General features: G+C 68.5%; 17 protein-coding genes. 3 read left to right on the top strand and 14 right to left on the bottom strand.

All coding sequences use genetic code 11. The features are described 5' to 3' along the window. Positions 1–185: 185 nt before the first annotated feature. From ACQP0N_RS14835 to ACQP0N_RS14825, 3 genes are read right to left on the bottom strand one after another with little or no spacing between them, the layout of a single operon-like run. Positions 186–665 carry a hypothetical protein gene (locus tag ACQP0N_RS14835; protein WP_433120852.1) on the bottom strand — a complete coding sequence of 160 codons (480 nt, stop codon included), beginning with the start codon at positions 663–665 and terminating at the stop codon, positions 186–188. Continuing rightward, on the bottom strand, positions 590–1333 hold the full coding sequence (locus ACQP0N_RS14830; protein WP_433120850.1) for a helix-turn-helix domain-containing protein: 744 nt from the start codon (positions 1331–1333) through the stop codon (positions 590–592). Before ACQP0N_RS14830 ends, ACQP0N_RS14835 begins: the two co-directional genes overlap by 76 nt. Continuing rightward, positions 1320–1481, bottom strand: coding sequence for a hypothetical protein (locus tag ACQP0N_RS14825; protein WP_357121872.1), 162 nt, complete (start codon positions 1479–1481; stop codon positions 1320–1322). Before ACQP0N_RS14825 ends, ACQP0N_RS14830 begins: the two co-directional genes overlap by 14 nt. Before the next feature lie 484 nt (positions 1482–1965). Between ACQP0N_RS14825 and ACQP0N_RS14820 the strand changes: the two genes are divergently transcribed. Beyond that, positions 1966–3216 (top strand): helix-turn-helix domain-containing protein, encoded by a 1251-nt coding sequence (locus ACQP0N_RS14820; protein ID WP_357121869.1) that lies wholly within the window; start codon positions 1966–1968, stop codon positions 3214–3216. On the opposite strand, the gene cutA is transcribed toward ACQP0N_RS14820, so the two are convergent. From cutA to glgX, 8 genes are all read right to left on the bottom strand, one after another. Further along, positions 3137–3466, bottom strand: coding sequence for a divalent-cation tolerance protein CutA (gene cutA / locus ACQP0N_RS14815; protein WP_357121866.1), 330 nt, complete (start codon positions 3464–3466; stop codon positions 3137–3139). The two genes, ACQP0N_RS14820 and cutA, sit on opposite strands and share 80 nt — an antisense overlap. A 275-nt stretch (positions 3467–3741) precedes the next feature. Beyond that, complete coding sequence (locus tag ACQP0N_RS14810) at positions 3742–4110, bottom strand: helix-turn-helix domain-containing protein (protein WP_357121863.1); 369 nt, start codon at positions 4108–4110, stop codon at positions 3742–3744. Positions 4111–4258: 148 nt separating this feature from the next. Further along, the gene (locus ACQP0N_RS14805; protein WP_357121859.1) at positions 4259–5059 is read right to left on the bottom strand and encodes an XRE family transcriptional regulator; all 801 of its coding nucleotides are present in this window, start codon (positions 5057–5059) and stop codon (positions 4259–4261) included. Positions 5060–5252: 193 nt separating this feature from the next. Then, positions 5253–6770, bottom strand: coding sequence for a sugar transferase (locus tag ACQP0N_RS14800; RefSeq protein ID WP_433120847.1), 1518 nt, complete (start codon positions 6768–6770; stop codon positions 5253–5255). A 122-nt stretch (positions 6771–6892) separates the two neighbouring features. After that, the gene (locus tag ACQP0N_RS14795; protein WP_357122196.1) at positions 6893–10198 is read right to left on the bottom strand and encodes an NB-ARC domain-containing protein; all 3306 of its coding nucleotides are present in this window, start codon (positions 10196–10198) and stop codon (positions 6893–6895) included. 774 nt (positions 10199–10972) lie between these two features. After that, complete coding sequence (gene treZ, locus ACQP0N_RS14790; RefSeq protein ID WP_433120845.1) at positions 10973–12697, bottom strand: malto-oligosyltrehalose trehalohydrolase; 1725 nt, start codon at positions 12695–12697, stop codon at positions 10973–10975. Continuing rightward, positions 12694–15000 (bottom strand): malto-oligosyltrehalose synthase, encoded by a 2307-nt coding sequence (treY, locus tag ACQP0N_RS14785; protein ID WP_433120843.1) that lies wholly within the window; start codon positions 14998–15000, stop codon positions 12694–12696. The genes treZ and treY overlap by 4 nt, the downstream gene beginning before the upstream one ends. Position 15001: 1 nt before the next feature. After that, the gene (gene glgX, locus ACQP0N_RS14780) at positions 15002–17119 is read right to left on the bottom strand and encodes a glycogen debranching protein GlgX (protein ID WP_433120841.1); all 2118 of its coding nucleotides are present in this window, start codon (positions 17117–17119) and stop codon (positions 15002–15004) included. A gap of 312 nt (positions 17120–17431) precedes the next feature. Between glgX and ACQP0N_RS14775 the strand changes: the two genes are divergently transcribed. Further along, on the top strand, positions 17432–18877 hold the full coding sequence (locus ACQP0N_RS14775; RefSeq protein WP_433120839.1) for a glycosyltransferase family 4 protein: 1446 nt from the start codon (positions 17432–17434) through the stop codon (positions 18875–18877). A gap of 151 nt (positions 18878–19028) precedes the next feature. After that, positions 19029–19673, top strand: a complete 645-nt coding sequence (locus ACQP0N_RS14770; RefSeq protein WP_433120837.1) for a maleylpyruvate isomerase N-terminal domain-containing protein — start codon at positions 19029–19031, stop codon at positions 19671–19673. A 534-nt stretch (positions 19674–20207) separates the two neighbouring features. Here ACQP0N_RS14770 and ACQP0N_RS14765 read toward each other — a convergent pair. From ACQP0N_RS14765 to ACQP0N_RS14755, 3 genes are all read right to left on the bottom strand, one after another. Continuing rightward, positions 20208–21491 carry a citrate synthase gene (locus ACQP0N_RS14765; RefSeq protein WP_355052368.1) on the bottom strand — a complete coding sequence of 428 codons (1284 nt, stop codon included), beginning with the start codon at positions 21489–21491 and terminating at the stop codon, positions 20208–20210. Positions 21492–21703: 212 nt separating this feature from the next. Continuing rightward, on the bottom strand, positions 21704–23767 hold the full coding sequence (locus ACQP0N_RS14760; RefSeq protein WP_433120835.1) for a sulfatase-like hydrolase/transferase: 2064 nt from the start codon (positions 23765–23767) through the stop codon (positions 21704–21706). Beyond that, complete coding sequence (locus ACQP0N_RS14755) at positions 23760–25187, bottom strand: methyltransferase (protein WP_433120833.1); 1428 nt, start codon at positions 25185–25187, stop codon at positions 23760–23762. The genes ACQP0N_RS14760 and ACQP0N_RS14755 overlap by 8 nt, the downstream gene beginning before the upstream one ends. Between the last annotated feature and the right edge of the window lie 6 nt (positions 25188–25193).

The raw sequence follows: 25193 nt of genomic DNA, 5'->3' as shown, positions 1-25193 counted from the left end.
GGTCCTCAGTCCACCGGCTGGCTGATCGTCGGCGTGGCGCAGCGCCCGAGGCAACTCCCGATTGAGGCTGATGACTCTGAGGCATCAAAATACCGCTGAGTCATCAACCTCATCGGAGTACCCGCCCCCACGCCCTGGTGCGCCGGACCCGCCGACCAGGCCGATCAGCTCGGCGGCGTACCGATTCATCGGGTGAGGCCGACCAGCGTCGCCAGTCGCGCCACGCCGGCCGGCGCCGGCCGCGCCCGCGCACAATCGGCGATGAGGGTACGCGCCAGAGGCCGCCCCCGAACCTCGGCCGGCGCGACACTGTCCGCGTCGACAAGCGCCCGTGCCGCCCCGCGCAGGTCCCCGGCGTGCACGTACACCCGCGCGGCGTCGAGCAGGTAAGCGCCCCGATACTCGGCCGGCAACCACCGCCAGCCCTCCCGCCGCACCACGATCGAGTGCCGCCGTAGCGCCTCCACCGAGTTGTCCCGCGCGGCCGCCAGCAGCACCCGTACCAGCTCGACGGCGACCGGGCCGAAGCTGGTGCGATGCTGATCGTCGTACCCCCGAAGGTTTGCGGCGACGCCCGCGGCCCGGTCGGTCAGCGCGGCGGCGTGCCGGTGCTCGCCGCAGCCGGCGGCGGCGAGAGCGGCCTGGAGAAGCAGCGTCCCGCCCACGGCCCACTCCCCGCCGACCGCTGCGGCCGGACGCGGTTCGCGGCGGCGAGCGTCGCGGCCAGGGCCAGGCGGTCACGGCCCGACGCGCGCAGCGCCTGCCCGACCGACACGGCCGCCGTCGCCGCGAGGACGGGGTCGTCACCGGCGGCACCCATCGCCCGGTCGGCGGCCAACCAGGCAAGATCGGCCTCGCCGAGTTTGACCAGCAGCGACGAGGTGATCCGGTACGCCGACACCAGCAGCTCCGCCGACCGCGCACCCTGGGCGGCGTCGAGCAAACCCGGCAGCACCCGCAGCAACTCGCCGTAGTGCGCGTGCTGATAGGTCAACCAGGCGTGCCCGACCTGCCGTCTAGCCTCTTCCGGCGTCTGCTGGGTAGCCTCCGGGACGTCGTAGCGGGCGAGCGCGGCCCGGATGTCGTCCACCCCGTCCGGCGTACCCGCCGGAGTGCCGCGCGGCGGGCCGAGCAACGCCTCCGGCTCGACCCGCAGGACGTGGGCCACCTCCTGGATGACCGAGTACCGGTCCAGGGGGCGGACGCCCCGCTCGATCTTGTCGACCCAGCTCTTCGACCTACGCAGCCGGTCGGCCAGCACCTGCTGGGTCATCTGCCGCCGTACCCGCCAGCTCGCCACCCGCCGCCCGATCGGGACGTCATCGCTGGTCACGCCGCCACCGCCGGTCCGGGATCGCGCGGGTCGTGTCCTCCACGGGTACGCGCTCCGCCTCGGCCTGAGCCAGGATGCGCTGCTTGGCCGCCTCCCGCTCGGCAGCTTCAGCCTGTTCACCCTTGCTCGACTGCTCGTCGCCTCGCACACCCACCTCCATCGACCAGTGGGCACGGCGTCAGCCATCTAACCCGTCACCCACCACCATCGTCGATGCGAAAATCGGTGCCTTACCAGGCGAAACGCGTCCGTCACGGCGTAGCGGACAGGCGAAGGTGGTGGACCGTCTCGGCCACTTCACGGGCGAGTTCCCGGGAGGCTGCGGCAAGGGCGATGGCGTCTGCTGCCGCGTTGGTTTCGCGCGCAGCCGCCACGTCCCCGGCCTGCGCCTGCGCGACGGCGAGGTGCAGCTCAGAAGCCGAGTCGCCCGCTTCGGTCGACTACGCCCTCACGTCCGATCAGTACGACGCCAAGTAACGACCTCAGGTATACGGGTGCTTCCGCCCGTCCGCGGACGACAATGCCGATAGTCCAGACGTGACGGCGACAGTCGGCAGCGTTAGCGTGACGGATGGCAATCCTTGACCCGCAGGGGTTGGAGAGCTGCCACCAGTCGACCTGAGGTGATCGCGATGACTGAAGTGTCGTTCTCCGAGCGCATGCGCCAGCTTCGCGGCCAGCGTGGTCTGTCACTGCGTGAGCTTGCGAAGCTCACCTACTACGGCAAGTCCTACCTGCACGAGCTGGAGACCGGCGCGAAGCCACCCACCGCTCAGGTCGCCCGACACGTCGACGAGGCTCTTCACGCCGGTGGTGAGCTGTCCGCACTGGCCGCAACGCGTCAGGGCATCCGCCGTCGTGATTTCGTCGCCGCCGCCGGCCTTACTGCCACACTCCCACAAACCCTGCTCGCCCGCGGTCGACATGTCGGGAGTGGCACGCCTGCGCAGCTGGCTGAGCGCACGGCGAGATTACGCCGGCTCGACAACTATCTCGGTGGCGCTGACACCCGTCAGATCTACGCGGCCGAGGTGGAGACGACAACGCGACTGATCCAGAACGGCGTGTACGCAGAGCGCACCGGCCGCCGACTGCTGGCGGTCCTCGCCGAGCAAGCGCAGTTGGCCGGTTGGGCGGCGTTCGACGCGGGTGACCATCCCGACGCGGATGGCAAGTTCCGAATCAGCCTTGCCGCCGCACGGGAGGCCGACGACAACGCGCTAATGGCGAACGGGATGGCATTCCTTGCGTACCAGCAACTCGCCACCGGGCATCGGGGTGCGGACGTGGCCAGCGCGGCCTGCGAGACCGCCGGCACCACGGCGACACCACGGGTACGGGCGTTGCTGCACCTGCGGGCCGCCTGGGCATCCGCTGTCGCCGGCGATGCGCCCACCGCCGACCGGCATCTCGGAACCGGTACGACCCTTCTTGCCGAGCACGACAACCGGCCCGAGCCGGACTGGGTGTACTGGGTGGACGGCACAGAAGGCGAGATCATGACCGGCCGCTGCCAGACCGTGCTCCACCGGCCGCTTCGCGCAATTCCGGTGTTGGAGCGCGCCTTGGCGACCTTCTGCGACACGCAGGCCCGCGATAAGGCGCTCTACCTGTCCTGGCTTGCTGATGCCTACCTGGACGCGAACGAGATCGAGCAGGCGTGCCAGGCTGCGACAAGCGCCGTCCGCCTTGCCTCCGGCGTCGGTTCCGTCCGGCCACAGCAGCGAATTGACGCATTCCTACGTCGCGTGGAGCCACACGCAGGGCTGCCCTGCGTCGCCGATCTTCGGGCCCTCGTTGCGGCTATGCCTCCGCGCCCTCGACGGAACGACTCAACCACTCCAGGTACTCCGTCGAACCCTGCACGATCGGAACCGCACTGATCTGCGGGTTGGTCCACGGATGCTCGTCCAAGACGAATCGCTCCAACTGTGGGTATCGCTCTGCCGTGGTGTAAAGCAGCACCTGCCACTCCTCGCCCGAGCCCTGTGCGCCGTGGTGCCAGAACACACTGGTGACGGGACCGATCACCTGTCCGCTGGCGGCGAGCCGGGCGGCGACAGCCCCTTTCGCGAGCCGGACGCCGACCTCGCGTGTCTCGGTGGCCGTTGACACTTGGAGGTAGTCGCTCATCCGTTACACCCTAGCGGCATCGCGACACGACTCAAACCATCCAGAAATGCGACAAATAGAGGCGTTATCTGGTGTGGGCTGTTCGGAGACAGCCCGGATGCGGACAAGCCCTGCCGACCGATGCGCTGAGAGCCACCACCCGAGAGATCGTCTGGGACGCTCATTGCCATTACTGTTCGCGCCGTGAATCTCGTGATCGATGAGAGCAGCCGCCAGGTACGCGAGTTCGTGTGCCAGTGCTGCGACACGCGGGCGGACCGGACCTGGGCCAACATCTACGAGGGTGACACCGCCTTCGCTGTGGCATCCTCGAAGCGGCGGTAGCCAGCGAGCAGCCCAACGAGTGCCGCCGCGGTTGCCCGATCGACCCGATGCGGGTGCACCACCGTGTACGCCAACCGACCGCCACCCTCGGGTGCGTCGATAACGAGCCTCGCCAGGGCGCCGCCCGCCGTCAGCGCCTCGTCAAGTCGAGCCGCCACGTCGACGGTCGGCTTCGCCTGTCCGGCTTCCAACTGGTAAATCAGGCTCTTGCCGTAGGTGACGGCGGCGAGCTGCCGGAGAGACGGGCCCCGCGCCTCGCGAAGTCGCCGTAGTTCACTGGCGAACCGAGGGTCGACGATTGTGGTTGCACGTGGGGGCATCGCTTCACTCCTACCTTGCGGCGGCGGCGATGATTACCGGCAGTCCCCCTTCATCGACCGTACTCCCCGCCTGTCCGAGACTGACGGGACACGCTCACGTCCCACCAGGCACCGTAGGACAGATTGATGGTGTAGTGATTACTGGCAGTTATGCCGCCAGGTTGATGCCGATGCGACCGGACAGCAGGCGCAGGTCGTCGGGGATGGCGCGGCGCTGGGCGCGCTGGGCCAGGGTCACCACGGCGTCGCGGGCCAGCGGGTTGATGGCGAACGGGATCGGCGCGGCCCGCTCAGCCTGCACGAACGCGGCGAGCGCTTCGGCATCCCGCCGACCACCGTCCGCGAGAGCGCGGCCGACGTCGAGCCAGTAGGACAGTTGGCGGTTCAACGCCTTGAGCACCTGCGGCGGGATCGTCTGGGACAGCTCGATCACCTTGCCGGACTCGCCCTGTTCCGCCGCGATCGACATCTTCCAGAGCCCGACGTTGGTCGGCCCGAAGCAGCACCCGTTGAACCCGCCACCGTCGGCGGGATCTCCCAGGCTCTCGGCCTCGCGCGTGGCCTCCGCGAGGTGGTCGCGGGCCACGTCGGAACGTCCGTCCACGGTCGAGGCGAGCCCGGCCATGAGGTGGAGTTGGCCGAGCATCTGACGCACCCGGATGTCTGAGGCGTCCCCCTGAAGCTCCGTCAGTGACCGGTCAGCGGAGTTGGCCGCCAGTCGCGCGGATTCGATCGGAAGGCTCTGCGCGTACACGAACCGAGACCCGCCCAGCCACGCTCGATCGTCGACGTCCTCGGCGGTGGCCACGGATACCCGGGCCGCGTTGAGGGCCAGGTGGCGGTAGCCGAGGTGCCGGATGCAAGTGGAGGCCAGGTAGGCGACCTGGCCGAGCGTCGTCCCGCCCACGGCAGCGGCTTCGAGCAGCAGGCCCGGGAGCATCCGCGCCATGGCCGGGTAGTTGCACGAATTGCGGAGTTGATCGGCTCGGGCGATCTCGGCTGCCAGGCGTTCCGCCGGGTAGGTCGACGCACGGCGCTCGCCGTAACGGCGTCGATCTTCGGGAAGGCTTGGAACGTTCGGAGGCATCAGCTATGGCAGGAGATAGCTTTCGTTAATACGTCCGCAAAACGTTCTCGTGAACCTAATATGCGCCTCGGCTGTCCAGGATCGCGCCGGCGGTCTTCCAGAGGATGGTAAGGTCGGCGGCGAGCGACCAGTTCTCCACGTAGTAGAGATCGAGTCGGATGCCGTCCTCCCAGCTCAGGTCGGAGCGGCCGCTGACCTGCCACAGCCCGGTCATGCCGGGCTTGATCAGCAGCAGGCGGGCGACGTCGCCGTCGTATCGGGCGACCTCCGAGGGCAGTGGTGGACGCGGCCCGACCAGGCTCATCTGGCCCAGCAGCACGTTGACCAGCTGCGGCAGCTCATCGAGCGACCACTTGCGCAGCAGCCGGCCGACGCGGGTGAGCCGGGGGTCGTCACGCATCTTGAACATCAGGCCGTCGGTCTCGTTGCGGGCCGCCAGCTCGGCGAGCAGCGCGTCGGCGTTGACCACCATCGTCCGGAACTTGAAGACGCCGAACTCCTGCCCGCCCCGGCCGACGCGAACCTGCCGGAACAGCACCGGACCCCGGCTGTCCAGCTTGATGGCCAACGCGATGAACGCGATAAGCGGCAGCAGCAGTGCCAGCGCCAGCGACGACACCGACCTGTCGACGAGCCCCTTGACCAACTTAGGGATTCCCCGAAATTCAGGTGCCTCCGCGTGCATCAAAGGCATACCAGCTACCGGCCGCACGTCAATGAGTGGACCTGCAACATCAGTGAGGGCGGGAGCAAGCATAAGTTCGATGCCAGAGCCTTCCAACTGCCAGCCAAGGCGCCGTAGGCGGGTCGCCGTCAACTCCCCCGAGGCCGTAACCGCAACCGTGTCAGCGCCCACCGCCACAGCAGCGTCGGGAATTCCCCGAAAGGAGCCAACCACAGGGACACGACCCACGACTTGAGCGACCGGAGCAAGGAGTGCGTCCGGTAAGCACGCCCCCACTACCTGGTAGCCCGCCCGCCTGTCCTGATGAAGTGTCTGAACTAGGGCCAGCACATGTCCCGTGTCTCCGACGACAAGCACCCTGCGAGACCAGCCTTTGCCCCGACTCCGGGCTCGATACAGTCTCTTGCGAGCGGCAAACCGACTAGCGCATACAGCCAACGTGCCCATAGCGAAGGCGACAGCGAGAAATCCACGAGATACTCGAAAATCGATAACGAATGCTGCAGCCGCCACCGATACGGCGAGACGCAGACTTGCATTCATAATGCGTCGATACTCGTCCGCGCCGTATCCGAGCACCTCATCGTCATACGACCCCTGCAACTTGAGTGAGATCAACCAAGTCGCCAGCAGCGCAGGTACGACGATGGCGTACGGCACGTCCGCCGGGGTACTCGGGCTCCCCTCGAAGCAGAGGACGTAAGCGCCAAGCACAGCAAGACCGAGTAGGCCCGTGTCGAGCACAACGAGGGCACGCACGTAGGCGCGCCGCGCCTGCCCCACTTCCTCAAGCAGCGAAGGATTCTCAGCTTCCCGCCTTGGGGAATCCGCGCCGGTGGGATCTACGGCGTACGTCCTTGGCACTTCCTCGACGTTAAATGGCTGCATGATCGCGGTCCCATCTACGGGCTTCCTCAACCTGAACACGAGGGCCACATCCTCGACGGCTATACCAGCCCACATCCCGAAACTGGACAGTCGTTCGCGCCTGGGATCTTGCTGTACGCCGGTTAGTTGGTTCCATCAGATGAACCTCCGGAAGTCGCCAGGCGAGCAGTCCCAGGCGAGAATGAGAAGAGGTAAGTCCCGCTTTGCCCGACAGCACACACACCTGCGCTTCCCGACACCCAACTGGTGGACATCAAAACACCGTCCACACGCATTGACGCTACCAAACACCGATCACGCATGCTCCATATACGCAACGTCTTATCCTCTCCCGTTGATGCCAACCATAGGCCGTCAGGCGATACGTCGCACGCGGTCACGCTCCCCGTGTGGCCTTCCAGAGAGTCGAATATCATCAAGTCAACCGAACGCCACATCCGAATCGCACCATCGATACCGCCTGTTAGCAATGTCCTTCCATCAGGAGAGAAGGCACAGCACCGGTTGGCAGCCCCGTCAGCAGGAAGCCTCGCTTCAAGTCGACGACTTGATACACTCCAAACAAGTGTTTGCATATCATCTCCAACCGAGACAAGCCAGCGGCCGTCGGGGGACGCAGCGCACCGATTCACTCGATCCAAGTGTCCTTCAAGGATGGACACACATTTCCCTGACCTCGCATGCCAGATCCGAATAGTCTGGTCATCGCCACCCGTGGCAATCCATGAGCCGTCGGGGGAGACTGCAGCGCAGTGAATCTGGTCAGTATGGCCGGTAAGAATTCTAACTTCTTTTTCTTGGCGAGGATCCCATATCCGAGCGGTGCCATCCAAACTCGTTGTTACAACCCACCGTCGCCGAGGTGCGACGGAACAAGCAGTAACCTTATCCTCGTGGCCTCGAAACACCTGCCGCAATTCCTCAGAAACCGGATCCCATAACCTGACCGTATGATCCCAGCTCGATGTGACAAGGGTTGCGCCGCCCGACAATGCGCAGCAGGAAGTGACGACATCGGTGTGCCGCTGAATCTTGGCTTCATCCGTCTGTTCGTGGGGGTTCCAGATCCTCGCAGTATTATCCCAGCTACAGGTGACCAGCCACTCACTATTAGGCGCGGCAGCGCAGCTACTCACCGGTTCCGTGTGGCCGGTAAGCAATAGACGGAGAACGCCGGAAGCGGGATCCCAGATTCGGGTTGTGCGGTCCGAGCCCACCGTCGCCAGCCAGCTTCCATCTCCGGAAACGGTACAGTCGTTAACGGGCCCAGTATGCCCTATAAAGACGCCTCGTCTTCGGCCGGACTCGGCATCCCACCGACCTACGACACCGTCGTCGCCTGTTGTATATACCGATCGCCCATCGGGCGAGACGGAGCAGGAGTTAATGGCTCCTTCGTGCGCTCGAACCGAAAATACCTGCGAACCAATCCGGACGTCCCACAGAATTAGCAAACCATCTATGCCACCCGTCACCAAGAACTTGCCGTTGGGCATGAAGGCGCAGGCGCTGATTCGATCTATGTGATCAGAGAGGCGCCGCCCCCCAAGGTTTGCTAACTGCCTTCCCGTATTCGCATCCCAGATACGGAGAGCCCTATCCTGCCCAGACGTCGCTATTAACCCCCCGTCGGGAGAAATTGCACAGCTGAGAACCGGCGCTTGATGCCCGGCCAAGACTTTCCGCAGGCCGCCCTCAGCACCCCAGATGCGCGTGGTCCCATCGATGCTTCCGGTCACGAGCCAATACCCGCTGGGAGCGATTGCGCATGCACTGATTGCGGATGCATGACCAATCAGACGAGCTCGTTGCTCGCCTGTAATGGAATCCCATATGTAGCCAATGCCATCCAGCCCGGCCGCCAAGAGCCACGAGCCATCAGGAGCTACTGCGCAACTGGTTAGAGCCCGCTTTGCACCAGTCAAGACGCGTTCAAGAGCGGGCTGACGATCTGGCATTCTCCAGCGATTGCGAAGTCCTGGGAGGGCCGCTGGACGATTTCCCGCATAGGCTTCGACGATCTCCCTCAAATCAGGCTCGTCACGAAGCCGAGACGCTAAAACGTCTCCTCGCGAGTAGTCAGGCTCTATAGGGTCGAGCAAATGGGAGTTCCGTGCAATTGCGCGCTTAAGTGCTTTGGCAAGCGGCTCGTCACTCCGCTGCAAGTCGGTCTCAATTGACGCCACACCATGACACCTTATCCGTGCCTCTACCCATCGCAGATCGCAGACAAGCGTCACTAATTCATCGAACTTGTGGGCCTCGGCCAGGTGGTAGGTTATCGAATTCCAAAAGAAGACCTCGCTCTCAGCCATCAGCCACCATGCGGGCACTGTCGAGTTAATGTCGCCGTTAAGCGGCACTACAGCGTCCTGAACGCGCTTGAGATATTTCTTGTTACCTTGAATGAGCGCATCCTCGCCGAGGCTGTGACGCAAATATGCCCGCAGCACGTCGTGGATCTTGACCACCCGGCGGGCTCTGTCATAGGTACCGATTAGCGATAGCTCGAAAAGCTGAACACAGATCTGATCTGTACGTGCCTCGCTGACGCCCGAGTCGGACCAGAGCAGGGCGACCGCGTCTAGCGACACCTCGGTTGCCTCTGGAAAGATTGCAAGCTCGAAGTAGCGCTGGCTGTCGAATTCTGGAAGTATTTCCAGGCTTGCACGTATCGCTCGCTCTACCGCTCGGTCACGGCGGGTTTCGATTGATGTATCGAGAGTCGTCGGACCATCTACCTGAAGACGTTGCGCCAGCTTTAGAGCTGCTTCGTCAATGTTGACATTGTCCCGACTTGCTTGCCTTAAGGCACCGTTCACCAGTGAGAGCAATAACGGCCACCGGCCGGTCAATTCGAGAAGTTTATCTACATGATGCGGCGCCTCGCCGGGCAGTCGAGACCAGATGACCTCCCGAGCCTCCGTGGTGGTCATCTCAACGACCCTAACGATAGACGCATCGTAAGGAAGAACGCCAGCCATTCGGGTTGTTACTAGACGGACCGCTTCCCTCCCTCCGGCAAGGAAGGGACGAAGCTGGTCCACTGTCCAAACATCGTCGATCACGAGAAGAGTCGGCGGGCGCGAGTCGAGTAGCTGACCTAAGTGATAGCCAGCTTGTTCAGGGTCGGCAAAGGCGGGCCGCCGTCCTGCCAACTGTTCACTAAGGTCGTTTAGCGCGCCTGCCAGTTCCGGCCCGCTTCTCGCCTCCCCGATTGTGACCCAGAGGAGGCCACCTGGGAAGTGGACGCGCCATATTTCTCCCTGACAAACCTGAGACGCTAGAACGGTCTTTCCAAATCCACCCGCTCCCACTAGCGCCGTAACGGATCCTTGCGGATTAGAGGCGCTTGGAACAAGTAGCCGCTCAAGCTCTTGAGCCAAACCCAAACGGGAAATTGCTGGGCTGTCAATCCGGGGTTGCATCCACGGAACAGATTGATCTGCGCGCTGCTCCTGCCGAGTGCTGATCGCCGCGCGGAGGATACTGCCGTTGCCATCAAAAATTGCTTCATGGGCCGTTGAGGCATCTAGGATTGCCCAACCGATGCCTGTCAAAATTACCCCAGCCGTAATCCACCATCTCCACCTACCGACGTCGAAGCCGCTCGTAGCTAGATTTGTTAGAGCGCTAACGACAACGCTTACTAGCACAATCGTGGCCGGTCGCCAATTGGCTCTGATCATCGGGCGCACCGATCGCCCACTGCTCCTGCCGAGGATCGAGCAAAGGTAGCGATGTTCCGACGTCCGTTCCAAGGAGGACCAAGGGCGACCACGACCGAACTTCGGGTTGGATCCGTCATAAACCGGGCATTCCGTACAGGTAGGCGTTGGCGCAGGACTCAGACCCCCGGCGGCCGTTTCCAGGAAAGTCCGGAAGCGTTGCTGCCGATCCCTTGACGGACCCTGCTTTAAGGTCGAGCCTGGCCATCCAGCGCACCACCCTTTAGCCTCCCGCACCTTGCTCCTCTTGGGACGTGCTTAATGGCTGTCCCAATCGATCAAGGAATACTTACAGCAGCAGGCGGTTGAGAACACCCTACAACTGGTTGATGGAGTGTCGGCAATAGGACCGGTGGCATCAGGACCGGTGGCATCAGGACGAATGAAGGCCTGGTGTAAAACCTTCCTGTTCCACCCGCCCTGATGACCGTGCTCCTGCACCGGCCAGGGCCCCGCGAGCAAGTAACGCAGACCTCACAGCGCCACGATCGCCGCTGTCTCCGCTGGCAGCTCGATCCGGTCCCGCATAACGGTGACGCCCTCCCCCGTAGCCAGCAGCACCCGCCGAGCCACCCCAGGCAGCGACACCCCCTGCCCCCGCCCAGCGAAGTTGGCGACCACCAACGTGTCCCCCCGCCGCATCAGCAGGAACTGATCGCCGTGCTGCACAGAAACCGCGTGCATCCGAGGATCCGACAGGTCCGCCACCGACCGCCGCAACGCGATCAACCGCTGGTAGAACGCCAGCATCGAAGCATGCTCGGGCTTGTCCAGCTCGGCCCAGTCCAACCGGGACCGTACGAACGTCTCCGGGTCCTGCGGATCGGGCACGTCCCCCTCAGGCCACCCGTGCGAAGCGAACTCCCGCCGCCGCCCGGTCCGCACCGCCGAGGCCAACTCCGGCTCCGGGTGCGACGTGAAGAACTGCCACGGCGTAGACGCGGCCCACTCCTCCCCCATGAACAGCATCGGCGTGAACGGCGCCGTCAACAGCAGCATCGCCCCGACCCGCACGAGCGCAGACGACAGGGAGGCCGAGATCCGGTCCCCGGTGGCCCGGTTGCCGATCTGGTCGTGGTTCTGCAAGTAGGCGACCAGCCGATGACCAGGAACGCGCGAATCCAGGGGCCGCCCGTGGTGCCGGTTACGGAAGCTCGACCAGGTGCCCGCGTGGAAGAACCCACCGGTGAGAACGTCTGACAGGGTCTCCAGGGAGCCGAAGTCGCCGTAGTAGCCCTGCCGCTCCCCCGTCAGCAGCGTGTGTAGGGCGTGGTGGGCGTCGTCGTTCCACTGGGCGTGCAGCCCGAACCCGCCCGCCTCCCGGGGCGTGATGAGCCGCGGGTCGTTCAGGTCGGACTCGGCGATCAGCGACAGCGGCCGGCCCAGGTGCGTCGACAACGACTCGACCTCGACGGCAAGCTCTTCGAGCAACGGCACCGCCCGGGTGTCCGGCAGCGCGTGCACGGCGTCCAGGCGCAACCCGTCGACGTGGTAGTCGCGCAGCCACATGAGCACGCTGTCGATGATGTAGCGGCGTACCTCGTCCGAGTGCGGGCCGTCCAGGTTGATCGAGCGGCCCCAACTGTTGCTCTGCTCGGCCAGGTAGGGGCCGAACCTCGGCGCGTAGGCCCCGGAGGGCCCGAAATGGTTGTAGACGACGTCGAGGATCACCCCCAAACCGCGAGAGTGGGCGGCGTCGACGAACCGTTTCAGGCCGTCCGGGCCGCCGTAGGGCTCGTGTGGGGCGTACCAGCAGACGCCGTCGTACCCCCAGTTGTGTTCGCCGTTGAAGGCGTTGACGGGGAGCAGTTCGATCAGGTCGACGCCGAGGTCGACCAGGTGGTCGAGGCGGTCGATGGCCGCGTCGAAGGTGCCCTCCGGGGTGAAGGTGCCGATGTGCAGCTCGTAGAGGACGCTGCCGGGCAGTTGGCGGCCCGTCCACGCGCTGTCGGACCACTCGAAGGCGGAATGGTCGTAGCGGCGGCTCGGCCCGTGCACACCCGCAGGCTGCCACGGCGAGCGGGGGTCGGGCAGCGCTGTTTCGTCGTCGTTCAGCAGAAAGGAGTAGTCGAGGCCGGCGTCGGGCACCTCGACGGTCCACCAGCCGTCGGCGGCGGCGCGCATGTCGTGGTCGGTGTCGCCGGCCAGGCGTAGGCGCACCCGGCTGGCGTCCGGCGCCCAGACGGAGAATGTGGTCATGACGAGGCCTCCTCGGCAGCGGTGGGAGGAGCCAGCAGAGCAACGGGGTAGTCCGCGAGGAGATTGTCCAACGGGACCTCCCCGCCACTGTAGACCCGGCCGGTGAACAGGTCCTTCACTTCGTTAACGCCGAGCGACAGGGCTGTGTCACACCAGCCACCGGCCCGTGCCAGGCCGAGCGGCAGGCGGGTCGCCACGGCGATCACGCCACCCCGGTCGAACGCCACCACGTGCCGACCGACCGGGCCGTGCGCCGGCACCGGCCGGTAGGTGGTGAACAGCTCCGGGTGCGCCCGCCGCAGCCGCAGCGTCCGCGACACGACGAGCAGCTTCGCCGCTCCGTCGGTGTCGACCGGGGGACGCCAGCCGCCGTCGAGCCGTGCCAGCATCTCCCGGCGTACGTCGAAGTCGACCGGCCGCCGATTGTCCGGGTCGACCAGGGAGTTGTCCCACAGCTCGGTGCCCTGGTAGGTGTCCGGGACGCCGGGCATCGTGAGCTGGATCAGCTTCTGCCCGAGCGAGTTGCACCAGCCGGCCGGGGCGATCGCGGCGGCGAGTTCGGTCAGCTCGTCGTGCAGCGCCGGGTCGTCGTACATGCGGTCGATGACCGCGTGCATGGCCTGCTCGAAGCCCGGGTCGGGGTCCGCCCAACTGGTCGAGGCCGCGGCCTCCCGGGCGGCCTTCTCGGCGTACGCGTGCAGCCGCTCCCGCTCGATCGGCCACGCGCCGACGGCCGTCTGCCAGAGCAGGTGGGCGAACGCCGGGTCGGGCAGCGGCGCGTACTCCATCCAGGTCTTGACCTGCTCCGCCCAGCGGCCCGGCAGCTCGCTGAGTACGGCGAGGCGGGCGCGCACGTCCTCGCCGCGCTTGGTGTCGTGGGTGGAGAGGGTGGTCATGCTGGCGGGCCAGCGGACCTGCTGCGCGGCGGCGTAGCGGTGGAACTCCGCCGGCGGCACCCCGAAGTGGGCGGGGCTGCCGCCCACCTCGTTGAGCGCCACGAAGCGGGTCCACCGGTAGAAGGCGGTGTCCTCGACGCCCTTGGCCATCACCGCGCCGGTGAGCTGTGGGAAGCGCATGCCCAGCTCGTCGTCGGGGTCGCGCAGCCGGCGGGTGATCGCGTCCAGCGCGCCGGTCAGGTCGGGGCGGCGACGGCCCGCCTCGGAGCGGGCGGCGGCGAGGTGCCGGGCGCCCTGCGGCGGGTAGCCCCGGTAGACCGGGAACACCGCGGCCAGCTCGGCGAGCGCCGCGCGGGCCTGCTCGGTCGGCACCTCGGGCGCGAGCGCGGCGAGCCGGGTCAGCTCGGCACCCAGCAGCGTCGTGGCGGCGGCCAGCTTGGTCGAGTGGGTCAGGTCCTCCCACGAGGTGCGCTGCCCGGTCAGCCGGGTGTCCAGCACGGTGAAGTCGCCCTCGGCGTCGGTGTCGACGAAGAGCCCGTTCACGGCGGCGAGAGCGTCGTACCCGGTGGTGCCGTCCACCGGCCAGTCCGGCAGCTCCTCGCCGTACTCCAGGATCTTCTCCACCACGAGCCAGGCGTCCGGCGCGGCCTCGCGCAGCCGCGCGAGGTAGCCGGCCGGGTCGCGCAGGCCGTCCGGGTGGTCGACGCGGATGCCGTCGACCTCGCCGTCCGCCGCCCAGCGCAGGATCAGCTCGTGCACGGCCGCGAACACCGCCGGGTCCTCCACCCGCAGGCCCGCCAGGCCCGCGATGGCGAAGAACCGGCGGTACGTCAGCTCGGCGTCCCCGCGTCGCCAGGAGACCAGCTCGTAGCGCTGTCGGTCGTGCACCTCGCGGGCGCTGCCGTCGCCGGTGCCGTCGGCGATCGGGAAGCGGTGTTCGTGGTAGCGCAGCTCGCCGTCGACGACCTTGAGGTCGTCCAGGGCGGCCGGGTCGTCGGCCAGGACCGGGAGCAGCAGCCGGCCCCGGTCCCAGTCGATGTCGAACCAGTCGGCGTACGACGAGTCGCGCCCCCGGCGCAGCACGTCCCACCAGGCCGGGTTGGCCGGCGGTACGGCGACCCCGGCGTGGTTGGGCACGATGTCGACGACCAGGCCGAGTTGCCGCTCGCGCAGGGCGCGCACCAGCCGCTGCCGGGCGGCCTCCCCGCCCAACTCCGGGTTGACGGCACGGTGGTCGACGACGTCGTAGCCGTGCTGCGAGCCGGGCGTGGCGGCCAGCAGCGGGGCGGTGTAGAGGTGACTGACGCCGAGGTCGTCCAGGTAGTCGACGATCGCGGCGGTGGCGTCCAGGTCGAAACCGGGGCGGACCTGGACGCGGTAGGTGGCCTTGGGAGGGGTGGCCGGCATGTCAGATCATCCTCTCCAACACGACGAGGGACCGGTCCGGCACCCGGATGGTGCCGCCCGCGCTGATCACCGTGGCGTCGCCCGGCTCCGGTTCGGCGGTGCTGATGACCCGTTCCCACTTCTGCCCGTACTCGCTGCCCGGCATCGTGAAGTCCAACGGCGCGTCGTGGGCGTTGAAGCACAACAGGAACGAGGCGTCGTGGTGCTTCTGGCCGTACTGGCCGCGCTCACGGATGCCCTCGCCGTTGACGAACAGCGCCACCGACCGGCCGAAGTCGTTGCCCCAGTCGTCGCCGGTCATCTCCCGCCCGTCCGGGGTGTGCCAGGCCAGGTCGGGCAGCGGCTCGTCGGTGCCACGCCCGCCCACCGGCAGGCCGGTGAAAAACCGGCGACGACGGAACACCTGGTGGCGTTTGCGGAAGTCGGTGAGCGTGCGGACGAAGTCCAGCAACTGCTCGTCGGCGTTGTCCCAGTCGACCCAGGCCAGCTCGCTGTCCTGGCAGTACACGTTGTTGTTGCCGTGCTGGGTACGCCCCAACTCGTCGCCGTGCCCGATCATCGGCACACCCTGCGACAGCAGGATCGTGGCCAGGAAGTTGCGTCGCTGCTTGGCCCGCAGCGCGAGCACCGCCTCGTCGTCGGTGTCGCCCTCCACGCCGCAGTTCCACGACCGGTTGTGGCTCTCGCCGTCCCGGTTCTCCTCGCCGTTGGCCTCGTTGTGCTTGTCGTTGTACGACACCAGGTCGGTGAGGGTGAACCCGTCGTGCACGGTCACGAAGTTGATGCTGTGGAACGGGCGGCGGCCGTCGTCCTGGTAGAGGTCGGCCGAGCCGGAGATCCGCGACGCGAACTCGGCCAGGGTCGCCGGCTCACCGCGCCAGAAGTCCCGCACGGTGTCCCGGTACTTGCCGTTCCACTCCGTCCACAACGGCGGGAAGTTGCCCACCTGGTAGCCGCCGGGGCCGACGTCCCACGGCTCGGCGATCAACTTCACCTGGCTGACCACCGGGTCCTGCTGCACCACCTCGAAGAACGTGGACAGCCGGTCCACCTCGTAGAACTCGCGGGCCAGGGTGGCCGCCAGGTCGAAGCGGAACCCGTCGACGTGCATCTCGGTCACCCAGTACCGCAACGAATCCATGATCAGTTGCAGCGAGTGCGGGGCGCGCACGTTCAGGCTGTTGCCGGTGCCCGTGTAGTCGACGAAGTAGCGGCGGTCCTCCTCGCTGAGCCGGTAGTAGCTCGGCGCGTCCACGCCCTTGAAGCTCAACGTCGGCCCGAGGTGGTTGCCCTCGGCGGTGTGGTTGTAGACCACGTCGAGGATGACCTCGATGCCCGCCGCGTGCAGCGCCTTGACCATGCCCCGGAACTCCTGCACCTGCTGTCCCAGACGGCCGAGCGCCGAGTAGCCGTGGTGCGGGGCGAAGAAGCCGATCGTGTTGTAACCCCAGTAGTTGCGCAGACCCAGGTCGTGCAGCCGGTGGTCGTGCACGAACTGGTGCACCGGCATCAGCTCGATCGCCGTCACCCCGAGCCGGGTCAGATACTCGATCATCGGCGGGGAGGCGATCCCGGCGTACGTGCCGCGCAGCTCCTCCGGGATGTCCGGGTGTCGCATGGTCAGCCCGCGCACGTGCGCCTCGTAGATCACCGAGTGGTGGTACGGGGTGCGCGGCGGCTTGTCGTTGCCCCAGTCGAAGTACGGGTTCACCACCACCGACTTCGGCATGAACGGCGCCGAGTCGGTCTCGTTCATCGTCTCCGGGTCGCCCAGCTCGTAGTCGTACACCGCCGGGTCCCACGTGACGTCACCGTCGATGGCTTTGGCGTACGGGTCGAGCAGCAGCTTGTGCGGGTTGCAGCGCAGCCCGTTCGCCGGGTCGTACGGCCCGTACACCCGGTAGCCGTAGCGCTGCCCCGGCTCGATGCCCGGCAGGTACGCGTGCCAGACGTACGCGTCGACCTCCCGCAACTCGACGCGACGCTCCGCGCCGGTGTCCCACTCGTCGAACAGGCACAGCTCGATCCGCTCGGCCACCTCGGAGAAGATGGCGAAGTTGGTGCCCATCCCGTCGTAGGTGGCGCCCAGGGGATACCGCTCGCCCGGCCAGACCTGCATGTCGCTCCCTCAAGCCATGGTGATGTGCGCGCCGGCTCAGCGGCCCGCGCGCAAGCGGGTAGTGCCCCCGCTCCGGGCGCGCCAATCCATCCTTTCAGGCGGTGACCGGAATCCACCTGTCTGATGCGCGCTACACCCTCAGGTGTCTTCCGTCACCATGGCCGATTTCGAGATGCGAACCGGCGTCCGATGGCCTTTGCTTGTCGGGGGACACGCACCCGCGTGCGCCCGTCGGCCCTCGGCCACCCTTTTTCCACCCTCTCCGCCGCCACTGACGCCGGCGCGCCCCACCATGCCTGGACGGAGACAGATGTGACGACCCTGCGGGTCGATGAGCAGCTCGCTGCCACCAAGGACCGGACCCACCGACCCACCGTGACCTCCCGGCCCCAGCCTTCGACCTCGCCCGGTCCGTCCGCGCAGCCCGGCTCCGCCGTGCCGGCGCAGCGCGGGCCCGGTGTGCCGCCGCAGACCCGTCGCATCCTCATGCTGTCGTGGGAGTACCCGCCGGTGCTGGTCGGCGGCCTCGGCCGCCACGTCCACGCCCTGTCCGTGGCCCTGGCCGCCGCCGGGCACGAGGTCACCGTCGTCACCCGCCACACCGAGGGCGCGCCCCTGGAGGAGTACGCCGACGGCGTGCGCATCTTGCGCGCCCCCGAAGACCCGGTGACGTTCCCCCTGGCCACCGGCTCCCTGCTGGCCTGGACCATGGCGTTCAACCACACCCTCACCCGCACGGCCCTGCGCGCCACCCAGGCCGGCGCCTACGACGTCATCCACGCCCACGACTGGCTCGTCGCGCACACCGCGATGACGTTGCGCGACCACCTGGACATCCCGCTCGTCAGCACGATCCACGCCACCGAGGCGGGCCGGCACCAGGGCTGGCTGCCCGAGGAGATGAACCGCACCATCCACGGTGTCGAGCAGTGGCTCAGCAGCGAGTCCAACCGGGTGATTGTCTGCTCCGGCTACATGCGCGACGAGGTCAACGCCCTGTTCGGCGTACCGGCCAGCCGGGTCGACGTGGTCGCCAACGGCGTCGAGTCGTACCGCTGGAAGGTGCCGGCACGCGACGTGGCGGCGGCGCGCGCCCGGTTCGCCGAGGACGGCCCGCTGGTCACCTTCGCCGGCCGCCTCGTGTACGAGAAGGGCGTCCAGCACCTGGTCGCCGCCCTCCCCCGGCTGCGCGAGCGGCACCCCGGGCTGCGCGCCGTGATCGCCGGCGACGGCCCGTACCGCGCCGAGCTGGAGGCCGAGGTGCACCGCCGTGGCCTCGGCGGCATGGTCAGCATGCCCGGCTTCCTCGGCGGCACCGACCTGCCGGCGCTGATGGCCGCGTCCGACTGCTTCGCCGTGCCGAGCATCTACGAGCCGTTCGGCATGGTCGCCCTCGAAGGGGCCGCCGCCGGTGCGCCCCTGGCCGTCGCCGCCACCGGTGGTCTCGCCGAGATCGTCGAGTCGGGAGCGACCGGCATGACGTTCCGCCCGCACGACCCGGACAGCCTCGCCGATGCCGTCGACGCGCTGCTGTCCGACCGCGAACGGGCGCGCGCCATGGCCCGCCGAGCCCGTCGGATGGTCACCGAGCAGTATGGCTGGACGGCCATCGCCCAGCGCACCGCCGCCAGCTACGGCGCCGCCATCGCCAACGACGCCGCGTTCACGACCGAGCGCGCCGAACAGCGCATGTCGCAGGGCCGGGCGCTTCCGGCGCTGCCCGACGGCAACCTGCTGGCCGCCGCCGGCCTCCGCTGAGGCCCCGATCGGGTGATCGACCCGGGTTTCATGAAGTCGGGGTGTCCGACGTCCTGGGACACCCCGACTTCCGGCAAGGCGAGTCGATCGCCGGGCGGCGGTCGGGCGGCGCCGCCCGGCGGCGGGCAGCCGGGGCTGCCAGACTGTGCGGATGTCTCATCCTGTCGACTCCCTGGATTCGGCCTTCCCGGTCGCCGCTTCGATCGCGCTGGACCTGATCCGGCACCCCGAGGTCGCCGCGCGGTGGTCGCGCCCGAGCGCCCTGCCGCACCTGTCCGTGGGTGGTCTGGCGTGCCACCTCGGACGGCAGGCGATCCGTGCGGCGGAATTGCTGCCGACCCCCGCCGAGCTGCCCACGCTCGACTCGGCCGACGACCACTACGAACGGGCCTCCTGGGTCACTGAGGGCACGCCGGACCAGGACGCGGTCGCCGAGGGCCCGGACGAGGCTGACGCGGTCCGTGGACCGGACGACCTGCACGCCCGCTCCACCGAGGCCCTCGCGCAGGTCGGTGACCTGCTGACCCGGGGAGCCGCCGTCGACGTGGTGCCGATCCCGTGGCAGGGCTGGTCCCTGCGCCGCGCCGACTTCCTGCTCACCCGCCAGTTGGAGATCGTCGTGCACTCGGACGACCTGGCGGTCAGCGTCGGCGTGCCCACGCCGGTCTTCCCGCCGGAGGTCTTCGACCCCGTACGCGACCTGCTGGTCCGGCTGGCCGTCCGCCGGCACGGTCAGTCCGCGCTGATCGGCGCGCTCAGCCGCAGCGAACGAGCCCGCGACATCGCCGCCTTCTGAGCCCGGCCGCACACCTCCGGTCTCGCCCCCAGGTCTCTGGTGCGTCCCCTGTCGAGCTGCCCCAGAAATGGGGCGGCTGCCCTGCCCCGCTGCGGGCGGCTGCCCGCCGCGAGCCCGAAGCCCCGGGTAACTGTGACCGGCAGGTCCACGGACCTGGACGCCACCTTGATCGACAAGCGGCGCGACCGACCGTCGAGGTCGCTCAACAAGGGGCGGTGCGGCCGGGTCCGGGCAGCGGTGCGCCGTCCGCCGGGCCGACGCTCGCGAACCGGCCCGCCGGCACGACCGGGATCGGGTGGGGGTGAACCCGCCACTCCGCGCCCCATATCCGGGGCAGCTCGACAGGAGGCGAACAACAGACCCGGGGTACGGCGGGCCACCCCGAATCACCGCGGGCCACCCCGGGCCACCGCGGGCCACCGCGGGCCACCGCGCAGAAGCGTCACGGACCACCGCACGGCAGGACCCTGGGAACGACGCAGGCCGCCGACCCCGAATCGGGTCGACGGCCTGTGGTCGTGCCAGGAGCGGAGGTCAGCGCTCGTTGAACGGGACGTAGTCCCGCTCGGCGGCGCCGACGTAGACCTGCCGCGGACGGCCGATCTTGGTCTCCGGGTCGCTGATCATCTCGCGCCACTGTGCGATCCAGCCGGGGAGCCGGCCGAGCGCGAAGAGCACCGTGAACATCTTCGTGGGGAAGCCCATGGCCTTGTAGATCAGGCCGGTGTAGAAGTCCACGTTCGGGTAGAGCCGCCGGGAGACGAAGAAGTCGTCGGCGAGGGCGATCTCCTCCAGCTCCATGGCGATGTCCAGCAGCGGGTCCGGCTTGGCCATCCGGCCCAGCACGTCCTGCGCGGCCTTCTTGACGATCGCCGCCCGCGGGTCGTAGTTCTTGTAGACCCGGTGGCCGAAGCCCATCAGCTTGACGCCGTCCTGCTTGTCCTTGACCTTGCGGACGAAGGACCGGACGTCGTCGTCGCCAGCGTGGATCTGCTGGAGCATCTCCAGCACCGCCTGGTTCGCGCCGCCGTGCAGCGGGCCGAACAGCGCGTTCACGCCCGCCGAGACGGAGGCGAACAGGTTGGCGTTGCTGGAGCCGACCAGCCGGACGGTCGACGTGGAGCAGTTCTGCTCGTGGTCGGCGTGCAGCACGAAGAGCATGTCCAGCACCTTCGACATGACCGGGTCGACCTCGTACGGCTCCGCCGGCACGCCGAACGTCATGCGCAGCAGGTTGTCCACGTACCCGAGGGAGTTGTCCGGGTACAGCAGCGGCTGCCCGATGGACTTCTTGTACGCGTACGAGGCGATGGTGGGGACCTTCGCCATGAGCCGGACCGTGGAGATCTCCACGTGCTCGGAGTCGAACGGGTCCAGGCTGTCCTGGTAGAAGGTCGACAGCGCGCTCACGGCGGACGACAGCACCGCCATCGGGTGGGCGTCGCGGGGGAAGCCGTCGAAGAACCGACGCATCTCCTCGTGCAGCAGCGAGTGCCGCCGGATCCACTCGGTGAACTCGGTCAGCTGCTGCTCGGTGGGCAGCTCACCGTAGATGAGCAGGTACGAGACCTCCAGGAAGGAGGACTTCTCGGCCAGCTGCTCGATCGGGTACCCCCGGTAACGCAGGATGCCCGCGTCGCCGTCGATGTAGGTGATCGCGGATGAGGCAGCCGCGGTGTTGACGAAACCGGGGTCGTACGTCGTCATCCCGGTTTCCTTCAACAGCTTGCTCACCCCGATGCCAGCGGGGCCCTCGACCGCGGAATGCACCGGCATCGACAGCTGCCCGCCGGGGTGGTCGAGCTTGACTTCCGTCATGTGGTTCCTCGCTTCGCCGGCAGATCTACGTTGAATTGCCTTCGCTTCTACCGTAATTGCGGCTCGGGGGACACTGCCCGCCGTGGTTCGGCGGTGAGGTATGCGTCACCCGATTCCCGACCAGCAGGCCGGGAAACCCGCAATCCCGGCAGGCGGGAAGCCCACGAAAGCCGCAAACGACCTGTCCCCGGCAGTCCGACGGACAGCCGGTTTCAGGACAGCGCCAGGCGGCGCAGCGTACCCGTGGCCGTGACCTGGTAGACGTCGAGCTGGTTGGTGCCGGCGTGGAACAGCCGGTCGTCGGTGAGCAGCGCGGCGAACCGACGCCCGCCCGGGTCGGTCGGCACCACCGGGACGACCGCGCCGATCCGACCGTTGACGGCGACGGCCAGCAGCGTGCCGTCCGGGATGGCGTCGGGGACGTCACCCCAGATGAGCGCCGGGAGGGTGCCGGTGTCCGGGTCGGTGGCCCGGAACGCGGCCAGGTCGGCGACGCGGGCGCTGCCGCCGCTGGGGCCGGCGCGTACCTCGGTGCCGACCAGCCGGTGTGGTGTCGGCAGCGGCGGTGGGGTGGGTACCCCGCCGGGGAAGGTGACCGCCTCGCCGGGGGTGTCGTAGAAGTGTTTCGTGGCGTCGGCGCGCGGGCTCTGGCGGGCGGAGCGACCGTCGACCCGCCAGGGCAGGCGGATGCCGGCCTCGTCGGCGACGGTGGGCAGCAGGTCGACGTGTTCCCAGTTGCGGTCGTCCACCCGGCCGTTCTGCTGCCGTGGTTCCTTGACGAACATCGGCACCCAGGCGACCTCGCCGGCGGCTGCCTTGATGGCGTCCATCCCCCGGCCCTGCGCGCCCGGTGTGAAGCTCACCCCGTGGTCGGCGGTGACGACGACGAGGGCCTGGTCGTAGAGGCCGCTGGCGCGCAGTGTGCGCAGCGTCTCGCCGATCAGCCGGTCGGTGTAGCCGAGTTGGGCGAGGTGGCGCTGACGGGCCAGGTCGATCCAGCCGGCGCCGTCGTTGGGCAGGTCCTCGGGTGCGTCGTACCGCGCGCCGGACGGCAGGTACGCCCACGGGGAGTGCGGCATCAGCAGGTGCAGGAAGTGCAGGGTGGGCCGGGGCTGCGGCTTCAACCCGGCGAGGAAGCTGGTGAACCGGGCGGGCTGGTTGTCGTCGAGGCTGTCCCAGCGGAACTTGGGGTCGGCCGGTACCGGCTCGGCGGCGTCCAGGCCGGCCTCGGCGCGCGTCCGCTCCCGGTACGAGTCCTCCGGGTCGACCGCGCTCTCCGTCGGCCCGGCGACCCGGCCGAGCAGCTTGCCGGTCTCCTTCACCAGCACGCCGAGGCCCTGTTCCGGTGCGACCGGCTCTTCGCAGCGGCTGGGTGGGCAGAGCCGGGTGATGCTCTCCTCGGCCTGGATGTCGTACAGGCCGCCGAAGGCGGTGAAGAGGTTGTCCGGGTACTGCGAGTAGTGCGGTGCCACCGACCGCGCCGGGTAGCGACCGGTGAGCATCGCCGGCAGCGCGTTGGGCGTCCAGCCGCTGACCCCGGTGGCGTTGCGGTACCAGGTCGACGCTCCGGCCAACTCGGCGAAGTGCGGGAACCGGGCCGCGTCGATCCGGCCGTCGCCGCCGAGCAGGCTGACCAGCGGCAGCTCGTCGAGGATCAGCATGACCACCGGCGGGTGCACGGCGGTGCCCTGCGCGGTGCCGACCGCCCCGCCGTCGCCGCGCGGCAGCACGACCGCCGAGGTGGGCGACACGAACAGGAACAGCGCCACGAACGCCACCGGCCCGGCGGCGGCCAGTCGCAGCGCGCGGCCCGGGGCCCGCCACCGCCGGTGCGCCGCCGCGCCGGCCACACCGGCCAGACCGGCAAGCCCCAGCAGGGGTACGCCCCGAAGCGTCGTCACGTGCCGGCCCACCTGCACGGCGAGGGCGGCGACCAGCAGGCCCACCAGCACCGTGTGGGTGAGCGCGCGGGCGGTCCGGCCGACCAGTCGACTGAGCGCGCCCAGCGCCGCCACGGGCAGGGTGGGTACGAGCGCCACCAGCGTGACCAGCAGCAGGATCTGGCCGGTGTCGGCGCGGTGGAACAGGAAGAAGTCGGGGCTGCGGCCGAGCACGTCCAGCAGCGGCTGGGTGACGACCAGCCCGACCAGCGCGACGATCTCCAGCACCCGACCCAGCTCCCCGCGCCACCCCCGCTCCCCCCGCCCGACAGCGGCGGGTGGCCGGGTCGACGGTGACGAGGCGGGTGGCGCGGGCTCGACGGGCGGGTCAGCCACCCATCACCGTCCGGTAGAGCGTGCGGGTGCCCGAGGGCAGTTCCAGCCGGTCGGTGATCCGGCCCCGGGCGGCGAGGAGCCGTTCGAAGGTGTCCCGCCGGTAGTCCGGGAAGAGGCCGTCGGGCTTGTTGGCCAGCAGTCGGGCGGCCATCGGGTCGTCCGGGTGGACGAACTCCACCACCACGGCCCCGCCGGGAGCGGTCAGCCCGGCCAGCCAGTCGACGACCTCCGGCAGCGGCACGTTGCGGCCGATCGCCAGGTGGTGCGCGAGAGCCAGCGCGAGCACGACGTCCGCCGACGCCCGCTGGGCGAAGCCGGCCCGCTCGACGCCGCGCCAGCCGCCGCCCGGGGACGGGTCGGCCAGGTCGACCACCAGCGGCAGGATCCGTTGCTGCCCCTCGGAGCGCAGCGCCCGGTACAGCTCGTCGACCACCGCCGGGTCCTGCTCGACGGCGACCACGTAGTCGGCGTGCCCGGCCGCCAGTCGGGAGTACCGGCCGTCGTTGGCCCCGAGGTCGAGCACCAGGCGGGGACGGCCGGCGGCGGCCACGGCGGCGACCACGAACTGCTCCTTGGCGACCCGGTCGCGGGCCGAGTAGCCGCAGGTGCGCTGGTAGTCCGACCAGTGGCTGCCGGAGGGGCGGTGCTCCAGGCGGCGAACCAGCTTCTCGATGCCGCGTACGGTGGCCGCCTGCAACTGGCGCGAGTAGCCGGCGGCCCGGAGCTGGGCCTTGACGTCGGTGGTGCTGGCGGCGGCGTTGCGTTGCTGCATGGCGCCGTGCAGGTGCAGGTGGGTCAGGACGCCGGGGCGCAGCCGACGGGTTCCGCCGAAGAGGGGACGCAACTGCTCGGCCTCGATGCCGTCCACCTGGGCGCGTAGCCAGGGTTGGAAGTCCACGCCCAGGTGCGCGGTGAGCAGCAGCGGGTAGAGCAGGGTCTGGCAGAACTGGCGGTAGCCGGCCCACGGTTCGCCGTCGCGGACCGGCGTGAAGGAGCCGATGTCGATGAAGACGGGTTTCGCGCCGCGCCACTGGAGGTTGTAGGCGGAGCCGTCCTTGGTGGTGAACCCCTCGGCGAGGGCGGTACGCAGGATCTCCAGGTGCAGCAGCGCGGCGTCGCGCAGCATGGCGAAGGACCACTCGTACGGGTGCGAGACGAACGGGATGCGTTCGTGGCGCAGCACCGCCGCCCATTCGGGGCCGGCGGCGGGCGCCAGCGTCGCGGGGGCGTCCTCGGTGGCGCAGACCTTGCCCGCCGAGACGAGGGTGGGAAAGAACGGGCTGGCCGCGAGGGTGCGCCAGTGCGCGGCGGCCTGGGCGTCGAGGCCACGCAGCACCTCGTCGCCGACGTGGAAGACCCGGTTGGCGGGGTCGCGGAAGGAGGCGGGCTCGGGGCGTACCCCGGTGGGTGTGCTCGTCATGGTCGC

Source organism: Micromonospora sp. CA-246542 (assembly GCF_050942905.1).
In the GTDB taxonomy this organism is placed as follows: Bacteria; Actinomycetota; Actinomycetes; order Mycobacteriales; family Micromonosporaceae; genus Micromonospora.
This window is presented reverse-complemented; position numbering and strand designations above follow the sequence as displayed.

Excerpts from the sequence above, each read along its gene's own strand:
- ACQP0N_RS14820 (WP_357121869.1), top strand. The coding sequence starts at position 1,966 with ATGACTGAAGTGTCGTTCTCCGAGCGCATGCGCCAGCTTCGCGGCCAG.
- cutA (WP_357121866.1), bottom strand. The coding sequence starts at position 3,466 with ATGAGCGACTACCTCCAAGTGTCAACGGCCACCGAGACACGCGAGGTC.
- ACQP0N_RS14810 (WP_357121863.1), bottom strand. The coding sequence starts at position 4,110 with ATGCCCCCACGTGCAACCACAATCGTCGACCCTCGGTTCGCCAGTGAA.
- ACQP0N_RS14805 (WP_357121859.1), bottom strand. The coding sequence starts at position 5,059 with ATGGCGCGGATGCTCCCGGGCCTGCTGCTCGAAGCCGCTGCCGTGGGC.
- ACQP0N_RS14800 (WP_433120847.1), bottom strand. The coding sequence starts at position 6,770 with ATGCAGCCATTTAACGTCGAGGAAGTGCCAAGGACGTACGCCGTAGAT.
- ACQP0N_RS14795 (WP_357122196.1), bottom strand. The coding sequence starts at position 10,198 with ATGCAACCCCGGATTGACAGCCCAGCAATTTCCCGTTTGGGTTTGGCT.
- treZ (WP_433120845.1), bottom strand. The coding sequence starts at position 12,697 with ATGACCACATTCTCCGTCTGGGCGCCGGACGCCAGCCGGGTGCGCCTA.
- treY (WP_433120843.1), bottom strand. The coding sequence starts at position 15,000 with ATGCCGGCCACCCCTCCCAAGGCCACCTACCGCGTCCAGGTCCGCCCC.
- glgX (WP_433120841.1), bottom strand. The coding sequence starts at position 17,119 with ATGCAGGTCTGGCCGGGCGAGCGGTATCCCCTGGGCGCCACCTACGAC.
- ACQP0N_RS14770 (WP_433120837.1), top strand. The coding sequence starts at position 19,029 with ATGTCTCATCCTGTCGACTCCCTGGATTCGGCCTTCCCGGTCGCCGCT.
- ACQP0N_RS14765 (WP_355052368.1), bottom strand. The coding sequence starts at position 21,491 with ATGACGGAAGTCAAGCTCGACCACCCCGGCGGGCAGCTGTCGATGCCG.
- ACQP0N_RS14755 (WP_433120833.1), bottom strand. The coding sequence starts at position 25,187 with ATGACGAGCACACCCACCGGGGTACGCCCCGAGCCCGCCTCCTTCCGC.